This window comes from Acidobacteriota bacterium, from assembly GCA_034211275.1.
Classification (GTDB): domain Bacteria; phylum Acidobacteriota; class Thermoanaerobaculia; order Multivoradales; family JAHZIX01; genus JAGQSE01.
The window spans coordinates 16,811-38,775 of record JAXHTF010000045.1 but is presented as its reverse complement, the minus strand read 5'-3'; the positions used below and the strand labels follow the sequence as shown (position 1 = coordinate 38,775).

15 protein-coding genes are annotated in these 21,965 nt (G+C 67.1%); 7 read left to right on the top strand and 8 right to left on the bottom strand.

The annotated features are described in order from the left end of the window. On the top strand, positions 1-913 hold a 913-nt coding region (locus tag SX243_09890; GenBank protein MDY7093270.1), incomplete at its 5' end, for an ATP-binding protein. 5 nt (positions 914-918) lie between these two features. Here SX243_09890 and SX243_09885 read toward each other — a convergent pair. The 5 genes from SX243_09885 to SX243_09865 all read right to left on the bottom strand — a co-directional run bounded on the left by SX243_09885 (position 919) and on the right by SX243_09865 (position 9,000). Next, positions 919-1,809, bottom strand: a complete 891-nt coding sequence (locus SX243_09885) for a transporter substrate-binding domain-containing protein (GenBank protein ID MDY7093269.1) — start codon at positions 1,807-1,809, stop codon at positions 919-921. A 124-nt stretch (positions 1,810-1,933) separates the two neighbouring features. Beyond that, entirely contained in the window at positions 1,934-4,423 is a 2,490-nt protein-coding gene (locus tag SX243_09880; protein MDY7093268.1) for a M14 family zinc carboxypeptidase, read from the bottom strand. 320 nt (positions 4,424-4,743) lie between these two features. Next, positions 4,744-6,009, bottom strand: a complete 1,266-nt coding sequence (locus SX243_09875; protein MDY7093267.1) for a hypothetical protein — start codon at positions 6,007-6,009, stop codon at positions 4,744-4,746. 364 nt (positions 6,010-6,373) lie between these two features. After that, entirely contained in the window at positions 6,374-7,648 is a 1,275-nt protein-coding gene (locus SX243_09870; protein MDY7093266.1) for a hypothetical protein, read from the bottom strand. Then, positions 7,645-9,000 (bottom strand): PQQ-binding-like beta-propeller repeat protein, encoded by a 1,356-nt coding sequence (locus SX243_09865; protein ID MDY7093265.1) that lies wholly within the window; start codon positions 8,998-9,000, stop codon positions 7,645-7,647. The genes SX243_09870 and SX243_09865 overlap by 4 nt, the downstream gene beginning before the upstream one ends. 245 nt (positions 9,001-9,245) lie before the next feature. Here SX243_09865 and SX243_09860 point away from each other — a divergent pair, with 245 nt between their 5' ends. The 4 genes from SX243_09860 to SX243_09845 all read left to right on the top strand — a co-directional run bounded on the left by SX243_09860 (position 9,246) and on the right by SX243_09845 (position 13,798). Next, on the top strand, positions 9,246-9,569 hold the full coding sequence (locus tag SX243_09860; GenBank protein ID MDY7093264.1) for a hypothetical protein: 324 nt from the start codon (positions 9,246-9,248) through the stop codon (positions 9,567-9,569). A 313-nt stretch (positions 9,570-9,882) separates the two neighbouring features. Beyond that, the gene (gene rarD, locus SX243_09855) at positions 9,883-10,788 is read left to right on the top strand and encodes an EamA family transporter RarD (GenBank protein MDY7093263.1); all 906 of its coding nucleotides are present in this window, start codon (positions 9,883-9,885) and stop codon (positions 10,786-10,788) included. Positions 10,789-11,000: 212 nt separating this feature from the next. Continuing rightward, positions 11,001-13,415 carry a thiamine pyrophosphate-dependent enzyme gene (locus tag SX243_09850; protein MDY7093262.1) on the top strand — a complete coding sequence of 805 codons (2,415 nt, stop codon included), beginning with the start codon at positions 11,001-11,003 and terminating at the stop codon, positions 13,413-13,415. Between the two features lie 71 nt (positions 13,416-13,486). Then, the gene (locus SX243_09845) at positions 13,487-13,798 is read left to right on the top strand and encodes a YhbY family RNA-binding protein (protein MDY7093261.1); all 312 of its coding nucleotides are present in this window, start codon (positions 13,487-13,489) and stop codon (positions 13,796-13,798) included. A 50-nt stretch (positions 13,799-13,848) separates the two neighbouring features. On the opposite strand, the gene nth is transcribed toward SX243_09845, so the two are convergent. Together nth and SX243_09835 are read right to left on the bottom strand one after the other, a co-directional pair. Continuing rightward, complete coding sequence (gene nth, locus SX243_09840) at positions 13,849-14,496, bottom strand: endonuclease III (protein MDY7093260.1); 648 nt, start codon at positions 14,494-14,496, stop codon at positions 13,849-13,851. Positions 14,497-14,543: 47 nt separating this feature from the next. Continuing rightward, on the bottom strand, positions 14,544-15,650 hold the full coding sequence (locus SX243_09835) for a UDP-N-acetylmuramate dehydrogenase (protein MDY7093259.1): 1,107 nt from the start codon (positions 15,648-15,650) through the stop codon (positions 14,544-14,546). Positions 15,651-15,781: 131 nt separating this feature from the next. Here SX243_09835 and SX243_09830 point away from each other — a divergent pair, with 131 nt between their 5' ends. Next, positions 15,782-16,177: a VOC family protein gene (locus SX243_09830; GenBank protein MDY7093258.1), complete on the top strand. Its 396-nt coding sequence runs from the start codon at positions 15,782-15,784 to the stop codon at positions 16,175-16,177. A gap of 207 nt (positions 16,178-16,384) precedes the next feature. Next, positions 16,385-20,644, top strand: a complete 4,260-nt coding sequence (locus SX243_09825) for a C25 family cysteine peptidase (protein MDY7093257.1) — start codon at positions 16,385-16,387, stop codon at positions 20,642-20,644. On the opposite strand, the gene SX243_09820 is transcribed toward SX243_09825, so the two are convergent. Then, positions 20,641-21,909, bottom strand: coding sequence for an aminotransferase class V-fold PLP-dependent enzyme (locus SX243_09820; protein MDY7093256.1), 1,269 nt, complete (start codon positions 21,907-21,909; stop codon positions 20,641-20,643). The two genes, SX243_09825 and SX243_09820, sit on opposite strands and share 4 nt — an antisense overlap. Between the last annotated feature and the right edge of the window lie 56 nt (positions 21,910-21,965).

Here is a 21,965-nt window from a genome sequence, read left to right as displayed (position 1 = left end):
CCTGGTTGAGGGAATGCTGTTCATGACAAAGAGGCTGTTGGGCGAGAGGGTGGAGCTGAAGCTGCGGCCGGAGGCCGAGCTGTGGACCGTGCAGGCGGATCCGGCCCAGCTCGAGCAGGTGGTGCTCAATCTGCTGGTCAACGCCCGGGAGGCCATGCCCGAGGGCGGCACCGTGACGCTGACCACGGAGAACCTCACCCTGCCGTCGCATCGGGTCGTGGCCTTGGGACTGTCGGAAGGCCGGGACTTCGTTCGCTTGACGGTGGCGGATACGGGACCCGGGGTGCCGGCGGCGATCCGCGAGCAGATCTTCGATCCCTTCTTCACCACCAAAGAGAGCGGTGAGAGCACCGGCCTCGGCCTGACCACGGTGTACGGCGCCGTGCGCAACAGCGGGGGGGCGGTGGAGGTGCTCGATGGAGCCGATGGCGGCGCCGTCTTCCATATTTATCTCCCGCGGAGCTCCGCCCGCCGCGAACCGGAGCCCGAAGTCGAACCGGGCCCCGTCGACAGCCTTCCGGCAACGCAGCGGGCGAATGTGCTGCTGGTGGAGGATCAGGACGAGGTGCGCGCTGCCACCGCCGAGCTGCTGGAGCAGCTGGGGCATCGGGTGATCACCGCCGGCAGCCGGGACGAGGCTCTAGACCAGCTCGAGCAGCATCGGGGAACCGTCGAGCTGGTGATCACCGATCTTCTGATGCCCGGCGGCGGTGGTCGAGAGCTCGTGGAAGAGCTACGCCGCCGAAAGCTGCGCCAGCCGGCGCTGTTCATCTCCGGCTATCAGGACGATCCCGACGCGGGATCCCGGCAGGATCTGGCGGAGTTGGGCGGAGCGGTGTTGGGCAAGCCCTTCTCCGCCCGCGAGTTGCAGCGGGCGGTGGCCAAGGCTTTGAGGTCTTCGCCGAAAGGTTGAGGCCCTCAGCTCTCCGGCTGCAGCGTCTCTCCCAGGAAACGGGACTTGATGCGGCTCAGCTCGCCGCTTTCTTCCAGCTCTTCCAGAAAGGTGTTGAGGGGCGGCAGCAGGTCGCTGTTCTTGGGCACCGCGTAGCCATAGGGATCCTCGACGCCGGGGAGGCGAAAGGCGATCTTGAGATTGCGGTTCTCGCTCATGAAGGAGTAGGCGGAGTCCGAGTCCACCAGGGTGAAGTCGGCGGTGCCCTCGAGGACGGCATCGTAGGCTTCGAGAGTGAATTCTTTGAAGTGAATGCGCTCGTCGGTGAAGCCCAGCCGCCGTAGATGCTCCTCCTGGCTGCTGCCGGGGAGGTTGGCGGCGATGGCCTGGTCGAGATCCTCGGGGGCCTCGATGAAGCTGTCGGTGCGCACGATGACGATGGGATAGACCGCGTGGTAGGGCCGGGAGAAGTCCACGCGTTGCTTGCGCTGCTCGGTGATGGTCAGGGAGCTGGCGATGATGTCTCCATCGCCGCGCCCGAGCCATTCGAAGAGCTCCGGATAGGCCGGGATGCCGTTGGCCGCCACCGCTGGCCGCACCTCCAGCTCCACTCCCAGGGAGTCAGCGAAGCGCTTCATGATCTCCACGTCGACGCCGTGAAAATCCTCCGCGGTGCCCTGACGTTTCATCGGTCCGCGCTCGATGTTGGTGCGCACGAAAGCGCTCTCCTGGTGCGGTACCGAGAGCATGATGAGCTTGCCCCGCTCCCTGACCGCGGCGAGATCCGAGGCGGTGGCGGGGGAAGAGAGGAGCAGACTACCGGCGGCCAGGCTGACTATGAGCAGGGCCCGGAGCAGGGTTGCTGAAAAGGCTGCCTTCAGCATCGACGAAGAAAAAACATTGAATCGCATGATCATCCCAGGGTTGATATCCGCAGCTCAGCAAGAAAAAACGCCTTAGGATGTTACTACGAAAATTTGTTGTTTCAAGGCCTGGGGTCCCCCGGCTGCCTCTTCGGGCTTGCCCGGCAAACTCCGGGAATCAGGGGACGCGGCTGGACCAGGCGCCGAAGTCGCCGGCCTCGAAGCCGTCGGTGAAGATGCCCGTCAGATCGGGCGCGGCAGGGGCCGAGCGCAGCAGGATGTCGTCCACGTGCCAGCCGTCTTCGTTGATGGAGAAGTCGGAGCTGAGGCGGAAGCGGATGCGCGCGTTGGCCTGGTCGTCGAGCTGCGGCAGAGGCACGGTGAGCTGGTGCCAGGTGGTGTCGAGGCCGTTCACCGTTTCCACCGTCGTCCAGCTGGTGCCGCCGTTGGTGGAGACTTCCACGTAGCCGAAGTCGTAGCCGCTCTCCAGGTCGTAGATCTGCCACCACGAGAGGCTGGTGCCGGTGTAGCCGGTGAGGTCCAGCACCGGCGAGGTGAGGCTGACCTCCGCATTGTCACCGTAGTCGCCACCGGGGCTGTCGGTCCAGGAGTGGGTCGGGCTGTGGGCCGCTTCCGTGGTCAGCGCCCAAGGAGCCTGGGTGCTCCATCCCAGGCCGCCGGTCTCTCCGTCTTCCTCCAGCACCGCCTCGAAGGCCGGTAGGTCGAAGTTCACGGTGGTGGTCTGGGAGCTGATCGCCACCACCCCGGCGACGGTGATGTCGGCGTGGTCCGGAGCGCTGGCCACGACGTCGTAGGTGCCTTCCGGCAGCAACATGGTGTAGGCGCCGGTGACCGGATCGGTGGCGGTCTGGAAGTCCCCGGCGCGCACCTTGGCGGCCAGGGGGAGGTCGCTGCGGGCGTCCCGTACGACGCCGGAGAGGCGGGGAGCGGTAATCGGGTCGAGGACGTAGAGGAAGAGCCCGCTGGCGGCGCCCCAGTTGCCGCCGGCGTCCTGGCCGCGTAGATACACCAGGTGGCGGCCCAGGGGCAGTCCGGTGGTGTCGAGGGTGGCGGTGACCAGCTCCGCCGGCTCGTCGAAGGCGCCGTCGTCGGCAGTCATGGCCTGCGGCGAGGGGACGGGGCTGGTGCTCCAGGGCGGCGTGTCGACGTAGAGCTCGGCGGCGGCGACATTCTGCACCGGTTCGGTGCCGTTGGCGCTGCTGTAGCGGGTGTCGTCGGCGTCGGCGGTGATATCCACCAGGTCGCCGGGCGCGGCGGTGAGGCTGGTGCCGGTGGCGACCAGCATCTCCGGGCCGGCAGGAGTCAGGTAGGGCGTGCGCACCACCTTGAGGGTGTAAAGCAGGCTCTGCAAATTGTCCGGCAGGATGGTCTGGTCGAAGACGTTGCAGTTCTGGAAGAAATCGCTCCCCAGCTCGACGGTGTACCCCGGCACCCCGAGATCGCCGTAGGCGAAGTCCTTGGTGGCCCCGTCGACGGTGCCTAGGCTGCCGTGCTGGGGGCGGTAGCCGTTGAAGAAGGCGAATTTCCGGCCCAGGGTGTAGAGGGCGTCACCGTTGGGTGGTTGGGTGCCGGTGAAGCCCCAGGACCACAACACGTCCCCACCGAAGCTGTGCAGGTCGAGCATTACGCCGGTAGCGTCCGCCGGCGCCGGGATGCTCAGGTCGTTGGGGCGCTGGTCCGGGAAGATGGAGCGCATATAGGCCTGAATCGCCTGGGTCTCGGGCTCCGAGCCGGGGCTGAGGCCACGGTAAGTCTGGGTGCAGCCGCTGCTGCTGGAGCCGCCGCAGCAACCCCATTGGAAGAGGAAGTTGCGGTTCAGGTCGACACCGTAGTCGCTGGTGGCACAGGCGTTGTCGTTGACGTTCTTGCGCCAGGAAAGCCCCGTCTCCGCCTTCTTGCGGCCGTCGGGGTTGGCTTGCAACACCAGGTGCGCCTCGTGGTGGTCCAAGAGCCAGGTGATCTCCGGATCGACACCGTGGCCTGCCACCAGCATCTCGGCGAAGCGGGTGACGAGCTCGGCGGTGGTGTACTCCCGAGCATGGATGGCGCCGAGGACCAGCAGTTTGGGCTTGGGCCCTGCCACGGCGCTGTTGGTGAGCACCAGGACTCGCAGATCGTAGCCGGCACCGGGAGCGCCGTGGATCTTGTCCCAAGAGTCGCCAATGTCCACCCACGAGGCCAGGTCCGGCCGGCTCGCCACCAGCCCCTGGGCGGTGGCGAAGGTCTCCTCGACGGTGCGGTAGCACGGGTACCCAGGGATGCCGCCGCCTTCCGTTTGGGGCCGCGGGGTGTGGAGCTCGAGGGTCCGCCGCCGGTCGATGTGGACCTCCAGGCCCTCTCCTCGCAGGCCCTCCGCCCGCAAGTCCGCAAGCTCCTCCCCGCTCACCGCCGTCAGCACGAGCATCTTCCCCCCGTCGCCCTTCGGCGCCGCTCTCCACACGTCCAGGCGCTGCTCCAACGCGCCCACGGCGTCGGCGTCGTCGAGCCAGATCCCCACCACCCACGGCCCCGCGTCGGGGATGCTTACCAACGTCTCGTGCGGCAACGCCTCATCCGCCAAGTTCTCGGCCGCATTGGCGGTGACCGGCAGCAGCAGGCACCAGCAGAGGGTCAGGAGGGCGAGGGAAAGGGCTCGGCGATGGCGCATGGGGCAGCTCCTGCGAGGACGGGCTAGAGAGAAAAGACCTGTGAAACCGATCGCGGTCGGGAAAGCCATTCTCTAGTTTACAGCCAGCGGCCAGGAGATGGGCCGGAGAAGCCGGCTAGAAGCCGGCGCTCCCAGGCGTGCATACCCCAACCGTGTCTGGCTCCCACGCTGGAGGGTGGGAGCACCGGGGAGACGCTCCAGCATCGAGGGTGGGGGCGCTGCTGCTCTACGCCAGCCCCAGCCTCGAGGGCGGGGCCCTGGGAGCGCCGGCTTCTAGCCGGCCTCCCCCAAGGGTTGAAAAGGCGGCTCTCCGCCAGGCTTCAGGGCGTCCTGCAGGCTCCGGCGTAGCCGTTGATCAGCGTCAGCGTGCCGGCCATGGAGAGTCCCGAAGGACCGGCGAATCCGTTGGTGACCTGCACGGTGACGGTTCCGGAGCCTTCGCAGGTGCCGGTGGCATTGAAGGGGGCGGCGGGGCCGGCGGAGGCCTGGAAATTGCCGGCGGGCAGGTTGAACAGGGCCGTTCCCCCCGGTGTGACGGTCCCCGTAGATCCGTCATCACTCCTGACCGTGCCCCGAGCGGAGAAGCTGCCGTTCGGGCAACAGCAGAAATCCACCTGGTATGTGTAGGTTCCACCGGCCAACTGGCCATCGGCGGCGTAGGAAATCCAGGTGCGGTTCGCATCCCAGCTGCCGTTGAGCGCCGTCACGGGGACCACCGTGCCGTTGGGCCCGGACCAATTCTGAGGATCCGAGAGGTCGATGGCGACCCGATCCTGGCAGTCGAAGGGGCGCGGGGCCACCGCCCGGCCGGGGTAGCGTTCGATGTGGATGGCGTTGACCTGGGTCGCGTCGGTGCTGGTGTAGTAGGCGGTGACGTCGAGCTCGGATTGGGATTCGAGGACGAAGAAGCCGTCCACCAGCGCCGTGGTGTTGGCCAGGCGGTGGAAATAGCGGCAGTCGTAATACTGCGCTCCGTCGGCGCCGATCTGGCCTTGGAAGAAGGGGGAGATGGAGCCATCCCGCCGGGGTCCAGCCACCGCCAGCTTGTGGCGGGTGCGGACGGGCTCGAGGGCTGGATTGTGGACGTTTACGGTGGTCTTGTAGCCGCCCATGTGGAGCGGGTCGCCGTCACCGGCGGAGCCGCAAACGACCTTCACCGCATATTGAAAGTCCGATTCGTCGGCTCCGTCGCCGCAGGGCACCTGGACGCGGCGGGTCTCCCCCTGGCGCTCCGGGCGAGCGCCGAGCCAATAATTGGAGGCGCACTCGACGGTGCCGCAGCTGTTGCGATTCTCTGCCATCTCCTCCAGCGGCAGCTCGTAGACGAAACCGCGGCAATAGTCTTTGCATTCGTCCCATTCGTTCTGGGAGTGGGGATAGTTGAAGTTCCGGCCGTCGGGCCGTTGGGACCAGGACTCCTGTCCTTCGACGGTGTCGGCTCCGGGGAAGGTGCATTGAACCTTGCACCAGCAGTTGGCTTCGGCTGCGGCGGGAGACGCCGGGAGGAGGCTCAGCAGGAGGACAAGCGCTGCGAAGAAGAGTCCGGCGGACGACGGAGCGGGGAGGAAGAGGCGGTGTGATGGCATAGAGACTCCCTCGGTCGCAGGCGACCGGAATCGCAACGCCCCGAGGCGCTGCGAGTTGCATGGAATCGGGGAGCCTCCCGGGGCCAGCCGCCGCCGGCTCCTTCCGCAAGGCTCACCCGATTGATCGAAGGGCTTTCTCTATTAGGTTGCCGCAAGCGCGGCTTTGGTGACGGTGGGAGCGCGGGACGATATAGACCTCTCCCTCACGCGAGGTTGGCACCTTCTTGGATCAGGGGCGTAAAGGAGAGGTTGTCTCTATCAGCTGAGGGCACGATATCACATCGCCGAGCTCCATCGGGAGTTTCCAGGACGCCAGTGCGGGACTGAACGCGCGGGTCCTGGGAGCGCCGGCTAGTTCCTCCTCCTACTTCCCACTCCGCGTAAACGTCTCTCGCCCCAGCAGCGCCCAGGTTTCCCCCTCGTCGGAGGACTGATGCCGCTCGATGACGAAGCCCTCGGGGGAGAGATCGCGGAAGACCAGCCGGGTGTAGGTGGGGAAGCCGCCGAAGATCGCCGCACTATCCGTTTCCTGATCGCTGAGGGTCAGAACGCCGTCTTCCAGCTTGCCCACCAGCCGTTGGGAGTGGTTGGTGAGTTGATCGAAGACGGTGAGGACGTAGCTTTCGCGGAAGCGGTCGTAGGTGAGAGTCCGTTCCTCGCCGTGCTCGAAGGTGCCGTCGAAGCGGTCCATGCGGTGGCGCAGCAGAGTGCCGTGGAATTCGGAAGCGACGGTGGTGGGGATGGTGGCGCTGCTCCAGGGAGCACGCTCCGCCGGTCGACTCTCCATCTGCACCTGCCAGCTTCCTTCCAACCAGGCCAGGGACTCCATCTCCGGCAGCGGCCGATACGCGAAGATCTGCGGATCGAGCTGTGGGTTGGCGACGATCTTCTGGATCTCGGTGATCCGGTAGCGGATGCCGTACTCTTCTTCGATGCGATGGGGCAGGAGGACCCCTGCCACCGGGCGGAAATCGCTGTAGAAGGCCCGGCCCCGCATGCCGCGACCGAAGTCCGCGGTGGGGAAGTCGCGGCCCACCTCCAGGCAGGTCTCCACCGCTAGATACCAGGTTTCCTCGGTGCCGTGGGCGGTCTGCACCTCCAGCTGGTAGGACGGCGTGCCCTCGAAGTCCGTCACCTCCGCCAGCTGGACCGTGTGGCCCTTGGCGGCGGAGTCCACCAGCGGGCCGTCGAACTCCAGCTGCCCTTGAATGCGCACCGCCTCCGCCGGCGGCGCCGGGATCGGCCAGCTGGGGCCGAGGAGGGGGAAGAGCAACCAAACGTCGGTACCGTCGAAGCCTTCGGAAGTGAAGACGTCGAGGAGGGTGGTTTCGAATCGGTAGTGGTCCGGGCGTTGGCGGTAGAGCTTGAACGTGCTGGGGGTGCTGAAGGCGCTGTAGCTACCTTCCAGCTGCAGGCTTTGGAGCTGCTTCCAGGCGTCCCCGCCGTGGGCCTGGTAATGACAGGCGAGGACTTCTTCGACGGTATCGAGTACCTTCCCTTCCTGGGCTGCGCCCTCCTGAGCTGAGGCGGCGGTGGGTAGGAGCAGGACGCAGAGCAGTGCCGCCGTCCGAAGAGCGGGGCCGACGGACCAGCGAAGCTGCATCGGTCGGGACATTCGGTGGAACATCGGGCGGATCATCGGGCACCTCCGGATTCTTGGGGCGTCGAGTCCTGGGAAATCGCTTCCTCGGAGCCCTCGGCGGAGGCCTCCGCCGCCGGAGAAGGCGGAGCGTTGAGATCCAGGGCCACCATCTTCTCCTGATTGCGCAGGAAGAGCTGACCGCCGGCGAAGGCGGGGGAGGTCCAGGTCTTGCCCCCCAGCACCCGGGCGGAGGCGAGCTCTCGGTACTCCTCAGCGGTGGCCTCCACCAATACCAGCTGACCACGGTCACCGAGCACGATGAGGCGGTCGCCGGCGACGATGAGGGAGCCCTTGCCCAGGCCCCGCTTGCCCCATTGGAATTCGCCGGTGAGGGCGTCGATGCATTTGAAGGTGCCGCCGTCGAAGCCGTAGATATGGCCCTGGTAGTAGACCGACGAGGAAAAATGATTCTTCATCTCGCGGCTGCGCCACAGCTCCTCGAGCTCGACACCGTCGGAGCCCTCGGAGATCTTCACCACCATGGCACCGATATCGTTGGAGGCGGAGACGAAGAGCCCGTCCTCGCCCACCGCCACCGGCATGGCGATGGTGCCGGCGTGCCAGGAGTGGGTCCAATGCACCGTACCGTCGGGGAGCAGCGAGACCACCTGGTCGGCGGCGGTGGGCACGAAGACGTATTGCTTGACCCCGCCGATGGTCATGATGATGGGGGAGGAGTAGCCGCCGCCGCGCTCGTAGGCCTGCCAGCGCACCTCGCCGGTGGCGGGATCGAGGGCGGCGAAGGCGCCGTCGGTGCCGCCGACCTCCAGCAATAGCAGGTTGTCGTCCACCAGCGGCGCGGTGGCGAAGCCCCATTGGGGGGGCCGGCTGCCGAAGTCCTCCGGCAGGTTGTGACGCCACAGGATGCTGCCGTCGCTGGCTTTTGCTGCCACCAGGTCTCCCGAGGCGCCGAGGGCGAAGACGCGGCCGTCGGCGACGGTGGGGGTGGAGCGGGGACCGTTGCCCATGGCGGTGTCCAGCCGGTCGGCGATGCGGGTGCTCCAGCGTTGCTCCCCGGTCTTGCGGTCGAAGGCCGCCAGGTGCTCGCCCTCGGCGTCGGCGAAGAGGGTGAAGAGTCGATCGCCGGCGACGCTGATGCCCGAGTAGCCCTCGCCCAGCGGCACGCTCCACAGCTCTCGAGGACCGGCCTCGGGCCAGGTGCCCTGGCGCGGTGTCTCGGGGGTCACGCCGTCGCGGTGGGCACCACGAAATTGGGGCCAGTCGTGGGCCGATTCGTCTCCGGTGGTGAAGTCGTCTTCCGGGACCGGCGCCGCGACGCCGGAGAACGCGAAGCCGGTGAGCGCCATCAGGGCCAGCACCAGCAGACAAGCTCGCTGCAAGTTCATCATTCAAGCCTCCTCGGGTTGGGGTGGACGGCGAGGCCGTCCTTCCACTCTACGGCGGCGCGGGGACAGGGTTGCGAATAGCTCCTACAAATGTCGTTGGCAGTATAGAACGGCTGCTGTGCGTCCTCCCAGTGGGGGGCGGGGAAGTCTTTTGTTGGAGGAAGAACTTAGACCGGTATACTTTCATTCGTTGTTTTATTCCCCAACGTGGGACATTCGTTGATCTGTTGGACCGAAAGGAGCCTTCAATGAAGCTCAAGATCGCCCTCGGCCTGTTCACCCTGGCGCTAGTCGCCCTTCTCTGGACCCCGTCCGCCGTTGCCGCCACCCCGGGATTGCAGGCACCGGAGGCTCCCGCTCCGGAAGCCTCCGTGTTGGAACCGGCGGCGGCTCCGACGGTAGCCGCCACGGCCTGCAACGCCGCTTCGGAATTCGGGCAGGCGAATGTCCTCGAGTGGATGGGGTTTGATCCTCCCTGCGACCCCTCCTACTGCAACAAGATCTGCCTGATCCAAGGGTACGATTTTGGCGTCTGTGCGGGTTCGAGCTGTTCCTGCCGCTACTACGTCTAGACGCTGCGATCTAGGTGGGGCCCGTAGCCTCCAAGCTCCTAGGGGTTGAGGCTACGGGCCGCCTGATCACGGTCTCCAGCCTCACAGCTCCCAGCCTCGCTCCTCAGTCTCAACTAGTCCCCAGCCTCGCTCCCCGGCCTCAACTCCCCGCCGCGGCGACCCCTCACCGAAGTTCCGGGAAGAAAACTCCCAGCTCAAAAGAACGGCCGAAAGATATAGTGGCGTCTCGGCTCGGGGGCCGGACGGTCCGGAGCGCCCTTGCCGCTTCTCCAATCCTGGAATAGCTGCCGCGAGCAGCTCCTGCGGAACCGCCATGCCCGTCGACGAGCGATTCAAAGGTGGGATCTACGCTCTCCTGGCCTACGGAGCCTGGGGTTTCAGCCCCATGTTCTGGAAGCAGGTGGCGGCGGTGCCGGCGCTGGAGACCCTCGGGCACCGGGTGATCTGGTCGCTGCTGGTCTTCTATTTGCTGCTGCGCTACCGCAATCGGGTGGGGGAGCTGGTGCTCAAGGCGCGGCAGCCGCGGGTGCTGCGGGTCTTTGCGCTGTCGGCGGCGCTCATCGCCTTCAATTGGTGTCTCTACGTCTACGCCGTCTTCAGCTCTCAGATCGTCGAGGCGAGCCTCGGGTATTTCATCAATCCGCTGCTCAACGTCGCCCTGGGAATGCTCTTCCTGGGGGAGCGGCTCCGCCCGGCCCAGTGGGTGGCGGTGCTGCTGGCCGCTGCCGGGGTGATTCAGCTCTCGGTGGCCGCCGGGGGGCTGCCCTGGGTCGCCCTCGGGCTGGCTCTCAGCTTCGGGCTCTACGGCCTGGTGCGCAAGACGGCGCCGGTGGGGGCGCTGTTGGGCTCCAACCTGGAGACCGCCCTGCTCCTGCCGGCGGCGGTGTCCTATCTCGGCTGGCTGGTGATGCGCGGTGACGCCGCCTTCCTTGCCGTCGATCCCCGCACCTTCGTCTTCCTGGTGGCCAGCGGATTGATGACGGCGCTACCGCTGCTGTGGTTCTCCAACGCCGCCCGGCGTTTGCCCCTCAAGACCCTCGGCTTCTTCCAATATCTGGCGCCGACGGGGCAGCTGCTGCTGGGAGTGCTGGTTTACGGCGAGCCCTTCACCGCGGTTCAGATTCGCTCCTTCCTGTGCATTTGGACGGCCCTGGCCCTGTTCACCGCCGAGAGCCAACTGACCCGGCGGCGCCTGCGGCCGCGCCGTCAGGAAGCCTGACTTCAGCTTCCCGGCGCTGGCCCCGAGAGGAGCCTTCGAGAGACCGGCGGCGTCCGGAAACGGAGCTGCCGTATGCTAAGATCGTCGTAATCAGGTGCGTGCCGGCGTTGCCGTCTTCGTCCTCGAATTCGGCGTTGAGCGGCTCTGAAGCCGCCGCGCCCACGGTCTGTTCTACACGTTTCGACAATCCACCTCGAAGGAAGGTTTTTGTCTTGGAGATCAAGAGAGAAGAGATCCTGCGCGACTATCGCCTGGCCATGGAGAGCCGGGAGGCCAGCCTCATCGGCCGGCGGGAGGTGTTTTCCGGCAAGGCGAAGTTCGGCATCTTCGGCGACGGCAAGGAGGTCGCTCAGGTGGCCATGGCCAAGGCCTTTCGCAAGGGAGACTTCCGCTCCGGCTACTACCGTGACCAGACGCTGATGATGGCTCTGGGAGAGCTGACCCTGGAGCAATTCTTCGCCCAGCTCTACGCCCACGCCGACGTCCAGGCGGAGCCGGCCACCGGCGGCCGGTCCATGAACTCCCATTTCGGCACCCGCAGCCTCGACGATGAAGGCCGCTGGAAGATGTTGACGGAGCAGCACAACTCGTCCGCCGACGTTTCCCCCACCGCCTCCCAGATGCCCCGGCTGCTGGGGCTGGCCCAGGCCTCCAAGCTCTACCGCCAGCTGGGATTGGACGGTTTCGAAGGCTTCTCCCGCGGCGGCGACGAGATCGCCTGGGGAACCATCGGCAACGCCAGCTGTGCCGAGGGTATGTTCTGGGAGACGGTGAACGCCGCCGGCGTGCTGCAGGTGCCCATGTTGCTGTCCATCTGGGACGACGACTACGGCATTTCCGTGCCGAACAAATACCAGATCGCCAAGCAGGACCTCTCCGCCGTGCTATCGGGCTTTCGCCGCAGTGAAGATCGCGGTGGAGAGCGCAGTGGAGAAGGTGGTGAAGTGGGCGGCGGCATCGACTTGCTGGCGGTACGCGGCTGGGACTACCCGGCGTTGTGCGAGGCCTACCTGATGTCGGCGGAGGTGGTGCGCAAGCAGCACGTGCCGACGGTGATCCACGTCACCGAGCTGACCCAGCCCCAGGGCCATTCCACCTCCGGCGCCCACGAGCGCTACAAGTCGGAGGAGCGGCTGGCCTGGGAGCAGGAGTGGGATTGCCTGCGCCAGATGCGCCGCTGGATGATCGAGCAGGGCATTGCCGACGAGGCGGAGCTGGACGAGGTGGAGAAGCAGGCCCGTCAGGCCGCCGGCGACGCCCGGGACCGCGCCTGGGCCGCCTACATCGACCCCATCCGGGAGGACGTCAGCGCCTTCGCTCAGCTGGCCCGGGATCTGGCATCGGCGGTCCCCGGCGATCTGGGGTTGGAAGACACCGTCCGCAAGCTGGAGTCCAAGAAGGCGCCGCTGCGGCGGGACATTCTTTCGGCGCTGCACAAGGTCCTCATCGCCGCTCGCGAGCACGACGTTCCGGCCCGCCGGGCGTTGGTGGAATGGCGGGATCAGCAGCTGGAGCTGGCGGAAGACCGCTACAGCAGCCATCTCTACAGCGCGTCCGAGAAGTCGGTGCTCTCGGTGCCGGTGGTGGCGCCGCAATACGCCGACGATGCGCCGCGGGTCAACGGCTTCGAGGTGGTCAACGCTTGCTTCGACGCCAACCTGGAGAAATATCCCCACCTGGTGGCCTTCGGCGAGGACGTGGGGTATCTGGGAGACGTCAATCAGGGAATGTCCGGGATGCAGGAGAAGTACGGGAAGGCCCGGGTTTCCGACACCGGCATCCGCGAGACCACCATCCTGGGCCAGGCCATTGGCATGGCCATGCGCGGTCTGCGGCCCATCGCCGAGGTTCAGTACCTGGACTACCTGCTCTACGCGCTGCAGATCATGTCCGACGATCTGGCGACGGTGCAGTACCGCACCAAGGGCGGGCAGAAGGCGCCGGTCATCGTGCGCACCCGCGGCCATCGGCTGGAGGGCATCTGGCACTCCGGCTCGCCCATGGGGGGCATCGTCCATCTGGTGCGCGGCATGCACGTCTGCGTGCCCCGGGACATGACCCGCGCCGCCGGCTTCTACAACACGCTCCTACAGAGTGACGAGCCGGCGCTGGTAGTGGAAGTGCTCAACGGCTATCGGGTGAAGGAGCCTATGCCGTCGAATATTGGCGAGCTCACCGTGCCCCTGGGAGTGCCGGAGGTGTTGCGGGAGGGTGGCGACGTCACCTTGGTGACCTACGGCGCCTGCTGCCGCATCGCCCTGGACGCCGCCGAGACTCTGTCCCAGCTGGGGATCGAGGTCGAGGTGGTGGATGTCCAAACCCTCTTGCCCTTCGACCTCGAGGGCCGCATCGTCGAGTCGGTGCGCAAGACCAATCGCCTGGTAGTGATGGACGAAGACGTCCCCGGCGGCGCCAGTGCTTACATCCTGCGCCAGATCCTCGAGCGCCAGCGAGCCTTCCCCTGGCTCGACTCGGAGCCGCGGACCCTGACCTCCACGGCTCATCGCCCGGCCTATGGTTCCGATGGAGACTATTTCTCCAAGCCCAACGCCGAGCAGGTCTTCGAGACCGTCTACGAGCTGATGCACGAGGCGGAGCCTCAGCGCTTCCCGCTCTTCTACCGCTGAGCCCGCCGACCTGAATTTGCAGTCTGAAGCCGCCGCGCCCCCACCGGGCCGGCGGCGCGAAAGGATTTCCCATGACCTCATCCGGACCCCGCCTGAGCGGAGCCCAGCGCAAATTCCTGCGCGGCCAAGCCCATCATTTGAAGCCCCTGGTGCACATCGGCCGCAACGGCCTCACCGAGAGCTCCCTGACCCAGCTGGACGAGAGCCTCGCCGATCACGAGTTGGTGAAGGTGAAGTTCCTCGACTTCAAGGATCAGAAGAAAGAGCTGGTGGGGCGCATGGAGGAGCGCTTGGGCGCCGAGGCAGTGGGCCTCATCGGCCACATGGCCATCCTCTACCGCCGCCACCCGGATCCTGAGGAGCGGAAGATTCGGTTGCCTTGACCGGCTGTACGATCGGCCGAAACCCTCACCCCGGGATACGACGTGGGGGGCTACCTCCGCGCCTCTTCCCGCTTGCGCTTCTTGGTCGCTGCCCAGGAGCAGATGGGGCATTGATCCAGGTCGTGGAAGCGCGCCGGGCAGTACTCGCGGCCGAAGTAGATGATCTGTAGGTGGAGTTTGTTCCAGCTCTCCCGGGGAAAGACTTTCTTCAGATCCTCCTCCGTCTTCGCCACGTTCTTGCCGTTGGACAGGCCCCACCGGGCCGCCAGGCGGTGGATGTGGGTGTCCACCGGGAACGCCGGCTCGCCGAAGGCCTGGGCCATCACCACCGACGCTGTCTTGTGACCGACCCCCGGTAGCTTCTCGAGCTCCTCGAGGGTCCGGGGCACCTCGCCGCCACGCTCCACCAGCATCTCGCTCAGCCGTTTGATGTTCTTGGCCTTGGTCTTGGCCAGACCGATCTCGCGGATCAGGGAGTGAATCTCCTCCTCCGGCAGCTTCGCCATGGCCTCGGGAGTCGAGGCGCGGCGGAACAGGGCGGGGGTGACCTGGTTGACCTTCTTGTCGGTGGTCTGGGCGGAGAGCAGGACCGCGATGAGGAGGGTGTAGGGGTCCTGGTGATCCAGCGGGATGGGTACCTCCGGAAAGAGCTCGTCGAGGATGCGCTGGATCTTCTCTGCCTTGTCTCGGCGGGTCATGTCGGTTCCTCCTGCTCGGATCCTGGGAAATCTCTTCGGTCGGGCTGCTAATCCAATAACTCTTCGACCGGCCGCTGGAAGCCCAAGAACGTGGGTTCCGGCTCCAGGACCACTCCGAAGCTGCCCCGGACCCGCCGGCGGATGCGGGCCGCCAAGGCCACCAGGTCGGCGGCGGTAGCCTCGCCGCGGTTGATCAGGGCCAGGGCGTGGCGGGACGAGATTCCCGCCGGGCCCAGGGAGTGGCCCCGCCGGAAGCCCGCCGATTCGATGAGCCAGGCGGCGGAGAGTTTGATTCGCTCCTCGCCGTCGGGGCCCGGCGGCATCGGGTAGCGGGGCATGGACTCGGCGCTGTGGTTGCCCTGGCGCGCCCGCACCCGCCGCTCCACCGTCGCCACCTCTGCAACACCGAGCACCGGGTTGACGAAGAACGAGCCGGCGCTGCGGTGGTTGGGGTCGTCGAGGGTCAGCACCATGGATTTGCCGCGGCGGATCTCCAGGACCTGCTGCCGCACCGCCACCGGCGTCGGGTCGCCGCCGTGGTTTCGGAAGCTGCGCTGGAGATCCGGATAGCCCACCGTGCCCGGGGCGCCGGGGCGCAGCTGGAGGGTGATGCCGGTGACCGCATACCGTCCCCGCCAGCGGGTCTTGAAGGCGCTGGTGCGGTAGCCGAAGCCGCAGTCCTGGGCGGGCAGCCGCAGCTTCTCGCCGGTGGCCAGCTCCAGAACCTGGACTTCCTCCGCCACTTCCGAGAGCTCCTGACCGTAGGCGCCGATATTCTGGATCGGTGCCGCCCCGGCGCTGCCGGGGATGCCGCTCAGGCACTCGATGCCCGCCATTCCCTGATGCACCGCCAGCTCCACGATGTGGTCCCAGGGCACCGCCGCTCCGGCCTGCAGCCTGCCGTCGGGGCTGAGCTCCAGGCGATCGTCGGCGGATTGCAGCACCAGCCCGTCGAAGCCGTCGTCGGCCACCAGCAGATTGCTGCCGCCACCGAGGAGGAAGACCTCGTGGCCTTCCTCCCGCGCCCAAGTCACCGCTTGGGAGAGCTCCTTCGGCGTCCGGAAACGAGTGAAAAAGCGCGCCGGTCCCCCCACCGCGAGAGAGGTCAGGGCGGAGAGGAGAACGTCGTCGTGGAGATCGGTGGGCGGCTGCATGGGGGGAGTGTTCCTGGGCGGGCGGAAGGAGCGATCTTAGCAGGGCCGGAATCATTCTGCCGAGAATGGTGCAGTCCGCCGGAGCGCCGGTCTGTTACCCTGATTCTTCAAGCTGTGGGAGGAGCCTGTCCATGAGTCACCCCGTAAAGCCGCCGGTGGGAAGCATCGGCTGGATCGACCTGACGGTCAACGATGCCGCCGGTTTGCAGGAGTTTTATCAGCAGGTCACCGGCTGGGTGGCCGCTCCCGTGGACATGGGGGACTACAATGATTTCAACCTCCAGCGGCCGGATACGGCGACGCCGGTGGCGGGAATCTGCCACGCCCGCGGCGCCAACCAGGGCCTGCCTGCCCAGTGGTTGATCTACATCGTGGTGGCGGACCTGGATGCCAGCATCGAGCGCTGCGAGAGTCTCGGTGGCAAGGTTCTCGCCGGCCCCAAAGGCCAACCGGGCCACGATCGCTACTGCGTCATCGAAGATCCCGCCGGTGCCGTGGCGGCGCTGTATCAGGCGGCGGCGGGCTGAGCGGGTCTCTGCCGAAGTTCCTTCCCTTGGGCGACTTGACTTCCTGAGTCGCTACTGACAATATTTTTCCATTGTGCTGGCTAAGCCAGTCCCCCCTTCTGTTTCTGTGTTTTCTAGAGGATAGGTCGTTCTGCTGTCGTGATTTGACGGCCCCGCACCGGTGCGCCCGGGCAGCGGGGAGATCGATCTTGTTTTGGAGATGCGGGCATGATGACCAAAAGAGCGAGCGAAGTCGGACAGCGGATACGGGCCTGGATACTTGCGGCGGTGATCCTAGGGATGACGGTAGTGGGGGCCTCGTTGGAGGCTCAGACGGTGATCTACACCTACGACAACTCCACCTCCGGGAACATCCCCTTCACCAGCGGCGTCAACGGTGATCCGGCGAACGATTGTCCGGCGGGCCCGAACCTCACCCGCACCTTCTCGGTAGCTGAGTCCTTCACCCTCGCCGATGTGGGGTTCGGCCTCAACGTCTCCCACATCTTTCGGGAAGACGTGGTGGCGGTGTTGGAGTCGCCGGCGGGGACCCGGGCTACCCTGATCAACGTCACCGTCAGCGACCCCGACGACAACTACGACATCCTGATGAGCTCCAGCTCGGAGTCCACCAGCCTCGACGACGGCGACGGTGACAACACCGGTGTGCCCTTTTACCACCGGGATATCGAGGTCAACGCTCTTTCCGCTTTCTCCGGCGAGGGCTCCGCCGGAACCTGGACCCTCTACCTCTGCGACGACTTCGCTGCGGACACGGGCACCTTCAACAACGCGCGGTTGATCCTGCAGCAATCTGCCAGCCAGGCTGCGGTTTGTATGTCCACGGAGACCTACGATTGGGGAGACAACGGCAACCAGGCCGGTTTCTCTAGCACCACCTTCGGCGACATCACGCTGACCGAGGTGAGCACGTTCGATCTCGACAACACCTCCATCGCCGCCACCGATTTCGTCACCCGGACTTCGGTCCAGGGCGGCCACCTGGGCTACTACGCCATGGGCTTCGACGCCGACGCCACGGGCATTGCCCCCGATACCAACGGCGACGAATCTAGCGCCATGATCGTCGTTTTCTCCTTCTCGCCACCGGTGCGGGATCTGAGCTTCGACCTGCTGGACGTGGACTTCATCAACGGCAGCAACAACTCCGACGGCGGTTTCGAGGATCTGGTGCGGGTGCTGGCGGAGGACAGCTCGGGCAATCGGCTGGCCTACCAGACCCAGGACTTCGACGGTAACGGCGATCCGGACCTGGTAGGGGATGTGTGGGAGGCGGACATCACCTCCGGCACCGGTGCCACCACCAGCAATGTCAGCTACTTCATCGCCGGCCCGGTGGCGCAGCTGACGGTGGAGTACTTCCAGGGTGACTTCCCCAACAACCCCGGCGACCAATTCATCGGCATCAGCGATTTCGTCCTCTGCGCCTGGGACTTCGGTGACGCGCCGGCGACCTACGGTACCGATCTGGGCACCGGCGCCCGCCACGCGCTGGGGGACCGCTCCCTCTTCTTGGGCACCACCGCGCCGGACGGCGAAGGGGACGGTCAGCCGGTGGCTGGCGGGGCCGACAACAACGGCGCCAACGGCGACGGAGCGGAGGAGGACGGCGTTGCCAGCTTCCCCGCCACCTCCACCGTCGACGGCATCTACACCGTCACCACCACGGTGACCAACGGGAGCGGCTCGGCGGCGGATCTCTGCGGCTGGATCGACTTCGACCAGGGCGGTGCCTTCGAGAGCGACGAGGGTTCCTGCGTGGTGGTGCCGGCGGCGGGCAGCAACGCCGATTGCACCAACACCGGTGGCGGGGTCTTCTCCTGCACCCTGACCTGGACGGTGCCGGCGGCGGATCGCGCGAACAGCGGCGACTTCTACTCCCGCTTCCGGGTCACCACCGACGGCCTCACCACCGCCGAGGCCACCGGCTCCAAGGCCGATGGCGAGGTGGAGGACTACCGCGCCAGCATCGCCACTCTGCCGGTGACCCTGGCCTCCTTCGAGAGCCAGGATCTGGGAGGCTCTCTGGACGTTCGCTTCACCACCCTCAGCGAGACCCGCAACGCGGGCTTCGAGCTCCAGGGCCGCAGCGCCGGCGAGGAGTGGAAGGTGTTGGCGCGGATTCCCGCCCGCGGCGCCGACTCCCTGGTGCCCCGCAACTATCGCCATCGAGTCCCCGCAACGGTGGCGGGGGCCGCTGTCGCGGAGCTGCGGCTGGTGGATCTGGACTACCAGGGCCGCCGCCGGCCCCACGGTCCCTTCGCGCCGGGGCAGGCTTACGGCGGGGCGCCCAGCGCCCGGGCCATCGATTGGGGGACGGTGAAGGAGCGCACCGGGGCTCGGGGACCGTTGGAAATCGTCGCCGGGGAGGAGGCTCCCAAGCCGCATCCTTCCCTCGGTGGCGGAGCCTTCGCCGATGACTTGGCAGCCCGCCTGTTGGTGGCGGAGAAGGGCCTGCACCGGGTGACCTACGAGCAGCTCGCCGCCGCCGGGGTGGACCTGGCTGGCCAGCCGTCGTCGGCGCTGGCGGTGCTCAATCGCGACCGGCCTCAGCCGCGCCATGTCGGCTGTGGGGAGACCTTCGGCCCCGGCTGCTTCGTCGAGTTCCTGGGCAAGCCCAAGCTCACCCTGCACAGCCCGGTGGACGTCTACACCCTGCGGGTGGATGCCGCTCAGGCTCTGCCCATCGCTTCCTCTCCCGCCGCGTCGGGCACCGCGCCGGCAGGGTTCCACAAGCGCAAAGAGCTGCGCTACGACAACCGGCTCTACAGTTTTGGGTCTCCCAACGGCGATCCGTGGTTCGAGGAGCGGCTGCTCTCCTACGGCGCTCCCGCCGCCGCCCAGCGAACCTTCGATCTGCCGGATCGGGGGGACGGAGCGGTGAAGCTGGTGGTGGATCTTTGGGGGGTCACGGAGCTCCCGGGGGACGCTCCGGATCACCACGTGGTAGTCGTCCTCAACGGCACCGAGGTGCGGGATGTGCGCTTCGACGGGCTCACCGCCCAGCGGCTCAAGATCGACGTCACCCCGTGGGCGCGGGACACCAACAACCAGCTGTCGATCCAAGTTCCGGGAGACACCGGCTACGACTTCGATCTGGTGCACCTGGAAGGATTCAAGGCGGTCTACCGCGGCGACGCGGTGGCTGAGGGTGGGCGCTGGAAGGGCCGTACCTACGATTCTTCCCCCTTCGCCGTCACCGGTTTGGCGTCGGTACCGGCGGTGCTGTGGGCGTCGACGAGCCAGGGCTGGCAGCGGCTGGAAGGGATGCCGGCGGCGGGCCCTGACGGCCTGCAGCTGGACTCTCCCTGGGGCGGCGCCAAGAGCTGGCTAGCCCAGGAGGGGAGCTTCCTGACCCCGGGCATCGAGGCCGGTTTGCCCGCTCCTGCGGAGCCGTCCCTCGCCGATTACCTGATCGTCACCCACCCGGCCTTCGCCGGTGATCTGGACGACCTGGTGGCGCTCCAGACCCGACGGGGCCTGAGCACCGACGTGGTCACCGCCGAGGCGGTCTATGCCGCCTACAGCGACCACGCGGCGGATCCCGAGGCCATTCGCCAGCTGGTGGCGGATTCCCGGGCCCTCGGCGGCCTGAGCTACGTCCTGCTGGTGGGCGGCGACAGCTACGATCCCTACGACTACCTGGGGCTCGGCTCGGTCTCCTTCGTGCCCACGCCCTACGTGCCGGTGGGGGACTTGGTCTCCTTTGCGCCGGCGGATGACCGCCTGGCGGACGTGGATGGCGACACCGTTCCCGACCTGTCCCTGGGGCGGCTGCCGGTGCGCACGCCGGAGGAGCTCGCGGCGATGGTGGACAAGCTGTGGGCCTGGGAGCTGCGCAACGCTTCCCGAGAGGTGCTGCTGGCCTCCGGCCGCTCCGATGTGGGCGATGAGCTGACCTCGGTGAGCGCGGCGTTCGAGACTTCCCTGGGAGCCGCCTGGAGCGCCGATCCGGCGGCGGTGGATCACCACGGCTTCGGAGCGGTGCGCGGACGAGTGCTCGGCGCCCTCAACCGGGGCACCGCCCTGGTCAGCTATGTGGGCCACTCCTCCTACGGCCAGTGGGATTTCGACCCGCTCCTCAACCTGCCGGACGTCGCCTCCCTGGGCAATGCCGGCAAGCCTTCCTGGGTGTTGCAGTGGGGGTGCTGGAATAGCTATTTCGTGTCGCCGGAGGTAGCTACCCTCTCCGATGCGCTGCTCCTCGATCACCGCGGCGGCGCCGTCGGCACCATCGGCGCCACCACGCTGGTGGCCAGCGCCTCTCACCAGGCTCTCGGGCACCGCTTCTTTGCTCAGCTGGGGAACGGCGCCGCCACCTTCGGCGAGGCCCTCCTCGGCGCCAAGCGAGACCTCGCCGCCAGCGGCTCCGCCGCCGACGCCATCGCCGGCGTGGCCCTCCTCGGCGACCCCGCCACCCCGGTGCCCAACCTGGGCTCCCCCGGCGGCGGCCGGCCGGGGCTCTAGCTCCGGAGGGCCCGGGCGAGGATCTCCACCGCGCGGTCCAGCTCGTCCTCGGTGTTGTAGGCGTGGGGGGAGAGGCGCAGGGCCCACTCGACGCCCTTGTCCTGGAAGTCCAGGCGGGCGGAGGAGGCGAGGCTGGCGGAGGTGTTGAGACCCTGGCGGCGGAGTTCTTCGACGATCCCAGGGTTCTGGCCGGGGAGCTCGACGGTGACGATGCCGCACAGCCGGGGACCGCGGTCCAGGACCCGCAGTCCTTTGCCGTTGCTCTGGCCTTCAAGGTCCAGCTCCTGGAGCCGCTGGCGCAGGCCCTCGGCAAGGCCGCCGATGCGGGCGGCGAGGCGCTCCAGGCCCAGCTCCACCGCTTGAGCGGCGGCGACGCCGGTGCCCAGGATCAACGCGTAGGAAAACTCCCAATTCTCGAACCGGCGGGCGTCGCTTGCCAGCTGTAGGCCGTCCTCCCGGGTCCACTGGGCGCCGTGGAGGTCCGGATAGAGGGGCGCGCGGCCGGCTTCCAGGGCGCGATCGGAGACGTAGAGAAAGCCCATGCCCCGGGGGCCGCGGAGGAATTTGCGCGTCGAGGCGCAGAGGAAGTCGCAACCCAGAGCCTCTACGTCCACCGGCAGCTGGCCGATGCTTTGGCAGGCGTCCACCAGCAGCGGCACTCCGTGCTCTCGGCATCGTCGCCCCAGCTCCTCTACCGGCTGCACCAGGCCGCTCTGGGTGGGTACATGGCTGACGGTGACCAGCCGCGGCCGGTGCTCTTCCATCAGCCGCCCCGCCGCCGCCGGATCGAGACCGCCTTCGGGGGCGTCGGGGATCCGCACCATGCGCACGCCGAGGCGTTGGCCGAGGGAGAGGAATTGAATCTGGTTGGAGGTGTAGTCGTCGCGGCTCAGCAGGATCACGTCGCCGGGCTGGAAGTCGAAGGCGGAGAGGGCCAGGGCGAAGCCGGCGGTGGTGTTCTCCACCATGGCGACATTGCGCCGCCGGGTACCCAAGAGCCGCGCCACCGCTTCGTAGGCCTGGTCCAGCTCCCGCCGGCGCAGATCGGCGGCCTCGTAGCCTCCCACCCGGGCCTCGAGCTCCAAATGCTCCCGCACCGTGTCCAGCACGGGCTGCGACATCAGCCCGGCACCGGCGTTGTTGAGGTGGATGCGCCCTTCGCAGCCCGGGGTCTGGGAGCGCAGCTGGGCGATCTCCTCGGGGCTGAAGGCTTGGGAATGGAGCGCTGCTGTGGCTGCCGATGAATCCTCGTGGATCGAGCTCATGGCCGGATGCTAGCAGCCAAAGGGGGTGGAAGTGACCCGGGAGAGCACACCCGCAG